2 protein-coding genes and 1 pseudogene are annotated in these 3,653 nt (G+C 74.1%); 2 read left to right on the top strand and 1 reads right to left on the bottom strand.

Annotated features, from left to right (window positions below):
• Together ACFW2E_RS43340 and ACFW2E_RS43335 are read left to right on the top strand one after the other, a co-directional pair.
• Positions 1-666 (top strand): annotated as a pseudogene (locus ACFW2E_RS43340) (alpha-galactosidase); the annotation flags it as partial.
• Positions 663-2,681 (top strand): beta-galactosidase, encoded by a 2,019-nt coding sequence (locus ACFW2E_RS43335; RefSeq protein ID WP_384476631.1) that lies wholly within the window; start codon positions 663-665, stop codon positions 2,679-2,681. The pseudogene ACFW2E_RS43340 and the gene ACFW2E_RS43335, both read left to right, overlap by 4 nt.
• A gap of 31 nt (positions 2,682-2,712) precedes the next feature.
• Here ACFW2E_RS43335 and ACFW2E_RS43330 read toward each other — a convergent pair whose 3' ends face one another.
• Positions 2,713-3,426 carry a sensor domain-containing protein gene (locus ACFW2E_RS43330; protein ID WP_384476628.1) on the bottom strand — a complete coding sequence of 238 codons (714 nt, stop codon included), beginning with the start codon at positions 3,424-3,426 and terminating at the stop codon, positions 2,713-2,715.
• Positions 3,427-3,653 lie beyond the last annotated feature (227 nt).

Here is a 3,653-nt window from a genome sequence, read left to right as displayed (position 1 = left end):
GCCGCGGCCCCGCCCGCCCGGCCCCACCCCGGCAGCCCCCCCTCGTGGGGGTCCCGCCCCCCCGCCGCGCGCCGGCGCCAGGCGCGCCGCAACTGGGGCCACGACCTGTACGCCCTGGACACCACCCACCCGGCGGCCTCGGCGTACCTGACCGATGTCTTCGGGACGCTGCGCGCCGAGGGCTACGACTACTTCAAGACCGACTTCCTCTACGCGGGCGCCCTGGAGGGCGTACGGCACTCGGGGGCGGACGCGCTGACGGCGTACCGGCAGGGCGTCTCGCTGATCCGTGCGGCCATCGGCGCCGAGGCCCACCTGCTGGGCTGCGGCGCGCCGATCCTGCCGTCCATCGGTCTGTTCGACGCGATGCGGGTCAGTCCCGACACGGCCCCGCACCGCCGTCCCGAGGCCGGCGACTACAGCCAGCCCGGCCAGGATCCGGCCGAGTTCACCGGAGCGGGCCGCCAGTGGCAGCACGGGCGGCTGTGGATCAACGACCCCGACTGCCTGATGGCCCGCCCCGCCGTGGAGACCCGTGAGCGCTGGGCCGCGCACGTGGAGGCCACCGGCGGCCTGATGGCCTCCAGCGACCGTCTGCTGTCCCTCGACCAGTGGGGCGTGGACACCACCCGCCGCCTCCTGACCTCCACGGGAGCCACCCGATGAAGCGCACCCTGTCCGTCCCCGGAATCGCCTACGGCGGCGACTACAACCCCGAGCAGTGGCCCGAGGAGGTGTGGGCCGAGGACGTGCGCCTGATGCGCGAGGCGGGCGTGAACATGGTCAGCGTCGGCATCTTCTCGTGGGCGCTGCTGGAACCGTCCGAGGGCGTGTACGACTTCTCGCGCATGGACCGGATCCTGGACCTGCTGCACGACAACGGCATCGCCGCCGACCTGGCCACGCCCACCGCCGCCCCGCCCGCCTGGTTCTTCCGGGCCCACCCCGGGGCGCTGCCCGTCGACCGGGAGGGCCGCACCCTCTCGTACGGCAGCCGCCAGACGTTCTGCCCCAGCAGCCCCGCCTACCGCGAGGCTGCCCTGCGCATCGCGGGGGCGCTCGCCGAGCGGTACGCGGACCACCCGGCCGTCGCCATGTGGCACGTGCACAACGAGTACGGCTGCCACAACGCGGCCTGCTACTGCGACACCAGCGCGGAGTCCTTCCGCCGCTGGCTGCGTGCCCGGTACGGCGACGACCTGGCCGCCCTCAACCACGCCTGGGGCACCACGTTCTGGAGCCAGTGGTACCACGACTGGGACGAGATCCTCCCGCCCCGTGCCACCGGTGCGGTGCCCAACCCCACGCACCAGCTGGACTGGCGCCGCTTCTGCTCGGACGAACTGCTGTCGCTGTACACGGCGGAGCGCGACGTCCTGCGGGCGGCGGCCCCGGCGACACCCGCCACCACCAACTTCATGGTGATGCACAACTTCGACGCGCTGGACTACTGGCGCTGGGCCCCTGAGCTGGACGTGGTCTCCAACGACCACTACCTCATGTCCGCCGACCCCGAGTCGGAGATCGACGTGGCACTCAGCGGCGACCTGATGCGTTCGCTCGCCGGCGGCCCCTGGCTGCTGATGGAGCACTCCACGGGCGCCGTGAACTGGCAGCCGGTCAACCGGGCCAAGCGCCCCGGAGAGCTGCGCCGCAACGCCCTCGCCCATGTGGCGCACGGCGCGGACGGCATCGCCTACTTCCAGTGGCGGGCGGCGAAGGCGGGCGCCGAGCAGTGGCACTCGGCGATGCTGCCGCACTCCGGCACCGACAGCCGGATCTGGCGGGACGTCGTACGGCTCGGCGCGGACCTGAAGGCCCTGGCCGAGGTCCGCGGCAGCACCGGCACCGCCGAGGTCGCGATCGTCTGGGACTGGAACGCCCGCTGGGCCGTGGAACTGCCCTCCCAGCCGAGCGGTGAGCTGCGCTACCTGGACCTGGTGCGGGCCTGGTACGAGCCGCTGTGGCGCTCGGGCGTGGCCGTGGACTTCGTCCGCCCCGACGCCGACCTCTCCGCGTACCGCCTCGTCCTGGCCCCGAACCTGTACCTGGTCGACGACGCGGGCGCGGCGAACCTCACGTCGTACGCCGAGCGTGGCGGCACGCTCGCCGTCGGCTTCCACAGCGGGGCCGTCGACGAGAACTGCCATGTGCGGCTGGGCGGTTACCCGGGCGCGTTCCGGCAGGCCGTCGGTGTGCGCAGCGACGAGCTGTTCCCGCTGCTGCCCGGCGAGCCGGTCGGCCTGAGCGGTGCGGTGCCGCCGGGCGCCTCGGGCACGCTGTGGTCGGAGCGGGTGCGTCTCGAGGGCGCCGAGGCGGTCGCGTCGTACACGGACGGACCGCTGGCCGGTGTCCCGGCCGTGACCCGGCACGCGCACGGCAGGGGCACCGCCTGGTACGTCGCCACGCTCCCCGACCCGGACACCCTCGCCGCGCTCCTCGGCCGCGTCCGCGGTGAGGCGGGCGTGGAGCCGGTGCGTACCGCCGCGCCCGGGGTCGAGGTGGTCCGGCGGCGCGGCACCGAGGCGGACTACGTGTTCCTCATCGACCACACCGGCCGGGGCGCGCAGGTCCCGGTCGCCGAGGGCGCCACGGAGCTCCTCTCCGGCAAGGAGGTCCTCGGCACGGTCACCGTCGCACCGGGCGACGTCGCCGTCGTGCGGGAGCCTCGGGGTCGGTGAGCCCCGTCCGGGCGGGCCCGCCGGCCGGGTGTCAGTTCCAGGTCCAGGCTGCGAGGTTCTTTTCGAGCTGTGCCACCGCGACGCCCCGGCCGGCAAGAGCAGCCGTTGGGGCGCGGGGGGGGGGGGGCGGGGGGGCCGGGGGGGGGGCGCCCCGGCGCCCGGGGCCCGCCGCCCGCGCGGCGACCCGCGGCACCGGCTCGTGGGTGGGGGAGCGCCGCGCCCGCACCATCGCCCGGTCCGCGTTGGCCAGGCCCCGCGCGATGAACGGCAGCACCGGCCACAGCACGAACAGCGAGGTCAGCGTGGTGACGAAGGTGAGAATGCCCCAGGGAAGCCGTATGAAGTCGTACAGGACGGTGCGCCAGCCCACCGGGTCCTTCAGCGCCATCCACAGCTGGGGGAAGAAGCCGCCCCCGCCGCGCAGCGGAAGCCGGCTCGGCTCGTCCACCCGCACCCCGAGCAGTGCCCGGGCCCTGGCCCGCTCCAGCTTGCCCAGCTGCCGCGCGCCCATCAGTCCCGCGGCCAGCAACGGGAATCCGATCACCGTGACCGTCAGCCCGACACCGGTGAACAGCATCGTCACCACGTACACGAATCCGAGCAGCGACGCCGGGAGGTTCGCCAGCAGGTGGGCGATCTCCAACCAGGTGTGCCGGTCGTAGGCGAAACGGGCCGGCGGCGGGCGGTCGCCGGGGGCGGCGCCGGTGTTCCCGCGAGGCGTCGGTGTCGAAAGGCGTTCGGTCATACGAGTCAGCGTGCCGTGCCGCGAGACGCCGCGCCATGAGGTGTACCGCCAGGACGCACTGAGGAAAACCCCACCCTCGGACCCACCCCCGGGGACCGCCCTCGGGACGCACCCCCGGATTCACCCCCGGGACCCACCTCCCGGAGCCCGCCCCGTGTCCCAAGGTGTGACGGGCTGCTTACCGTCTCTTTATCAGGCCCTAGACTCCCGTGCGTACAGATCGTCGG

It is taken from the genome of Streptomyces sp. NPDC058964 (genome assembly GCF_042741275.1).
Taxonomy (GTDB): Bacteria; Actinomycetota; Actinomycetes; order Streptomycetales; family Streptomycetaceae; genus Streptomyces.
This window is presented reverse-complemented; position numbering and strand designations above follow the sequence as displayed.

Excerpts from the sequence above, each read along its gene's own strand:
- ACFW2E_RS43330 (WP_384476628.1), bottom strand. The coding sequence starts at position 3,426 with ATGACCGAACGCCTTTCGACACCGACGCCTCGCGGGAACACCGGCGCC.
- ACFW2E_RS43335 (WP_384476631.1), top strand. The coding sequence starts at position 663 with ATGAAGCGCACCCTGTCCGTCCCCGGAATCGCCTACGGCGGCGACTAC.